Raw genomic sequence first — 2,160 nt, 5'->3', positions numbered from 1 at the left:
ATGGTAACCAACAGTGTGTCCATACTGGCATGCCTGAAATCCTAGAGCGGTTCCTATGAAACTTTTACCAATACCAGTGGGTCCTGTCAGAAGAATATCTTCACTCCTTTCAATCCAAGTACAATCGGCCAGCCTAACCATCTGATTTTTATCAAGATTTCGAGCCTGTGTATAATTCAGTTCTTCCATTGAAGCCTGATAACGAAACCTGGCAGCTTTTATCAAACGCTCTAAGCGCCTGTTGTGTTTATCATCCCATTCATTATCCACCAGATGGGAAATTGCTTCATCAATTGTCAGATCCATCCTTTTTCCAGTCTCTAGTAGAGCCTGATAAGCTTTCGCCATCCCAAAGAGTTTCATATGTGCTAATTTTGTAATTGTTTCCTGTGTACTGTTCATTTATTATTCCTATTGGTAATTAGATTTTCCCCGGACATTTTTATGGATGATCGGGAAGGTTAAGGTATTTGGATCAGTATCGTTTTGTTCTTTTTGACTGCTTATTTCAGCGAGGTACAATCGAATCTCACGGCTATTTACTCGGTCATAATTTAACGCCATTCGGCAGGCCAGATTCAAATCTTCAGGTGAGTGTTTTTTAGCCTGAGAAAGAATACCGATACAGGCTTTGTAGGCTTGCTCTTTATGTCTCTTGGATTTGAGCATGTACTCAATCACCATTAAGGTTTCTGCTCCAATTGCGCCAGCCCATTTCACAAATTTCTCAGAGGACCAGGAATTCACAAAGCGGTGATGCCGGGGCATATGCTGCTCTAAGGTCGTATAACCACCGGGAGTTTTATTCCTCCTGTGTTGGACAACTCTTTGATTATCTGCATATACCGCGATATTCCGGTCATCGAAGACAACCCGAACATTCTGACCTTTTAATTGCCAGGGAACACTGTAGTAGTGTTTATCTGCAGAAAGAATAAAATGATAATCGGGAGCTACTTTGTGACGTTCAAAGCATTTTATCGGGTAAGATTCAACAGGTAATTGTCCAAGAGTTTCTTTCTCTATTTTTTCGAAAAGATCTCTTCTTGATATACCCAGTTTTGATAGTTTTCGGTTATTATGTAGTTCCAGTTGCTCCCAGAATGCATTATTCAATTCATCCAGAGAGTAAAAGGTCTTGCCGTACAACGGGGCGAAAATTCGTTGGTAGACAAGGGTTACAGCATTCTCGACAAGAGCTTTGTCCCTGGGCTTGTAGGCACGGGCCGGGACAATGGCTGTGCCATAATGTTCAGCAAAGTCATCAAATAATGGATTGATTTCAGGTTCATATTTATCAGCCTTCAACACCGCACTTTTCAAATTATCCGGAACCAATGCTTTGGGCACTCCTTCAAAGAAACGCAATGCTCTCTCTGTAGAGCGGACAAAATCTTCATTTTTCTGACTCTCAGAAGCCTCTACATATAGAAGCTGGCTATTCCCGAGTATCGCAAGATACACTTCCGGTTTCCATTCCTTTCTTGTTATGGGGTCAGTTACAGGAAACTTTTCACCAGTATAATCCAGGAATGCTTTATCGCCGGGGTCATGGTTCTGGTGCATCCTTACATCCTGAGATTCTTCCCATATTTGGATGTAGTAGCAGAATTGAGTATACTGATATCCGTCTTTGTGCTTCCCGATATATTCATTCCAGAGAAACTGTTTTGTCATCCCTTTCTTCCGGAGCCTTAAGGCGTATTCAGGAATTAATTCCTGCAATTGAATTAAATGGGGATTCTGTTTTTCTGTGTTGCTTTTCAGCATTTCCTTCATATCAGAATCACTTAGTTTTTCCAATTCAGCGTATGCCGTTCCCGAACTTTTAAACCGTGAGATGTAATGGGAAACTGTTGTTTTTGAAATACCTGTAAGAGATTCTATTTCTCTTGTGCTTAATTCTGATTCTACTGAATATTTCAGAATCTTTCGAACTTTGTTCATGCTTATCCTCTTTCTAGACATTTATTCTCCTGTCCGTTTGATGTAAGTCAGACAAGATTTTACTATTTAGAGGATTCTCTGTTTTCAGGAATATTTCATTCCGGAGTCTGGGCTAAAACTGTCCGTTTATTCCCGGAATTGCTGTCCGGTAAAACCCGGAATGAGTGTCCGGTTATGTCCGGAATAGGTGTCCGGTATCATCCGGATTCCGCA

General features: G+C 41.0%; 2 protein-coding genes. Both read right to left on the bottom strand.

Translation table 11 applies throughout. From position 1 onward, the window contains the following. A partial coding sequence (locus DV872_RS25950) for an ATP-binding protein (RefSeq protein WP_158547196.1) occupies positions 1 to 402 on the bottom strand: 402 nt, incomplete at its 3' end. A 9-nt stretch (positions 403 to 411) separates the two neighbouring features. Beyond that, a complete protein-coding gene (istA, locus tag DV872_RS25945; protein ID WP_114632880.1) occupies positions 412 to 1,968 on the bottom strand; it encodes an IS21 family transposase in 1,557 nt (518 codons plus the stop codon). Positions 1,969 to 2,160 lie beyond the last annotated feature (192 nt).

Source organism: Oceanispirochaeta sp. M1, assembly GCF_003346715.1.
GTDB lineage: Bacteria > Spirochaetota > Spirochaetia > DSM-2461 > DSM-2461 > Oceanispirochaeta.
Note: the sequence above shows the minus strand (reverse complement) of the source record. Positions and strands in the feature narration are given on the sequence as shown.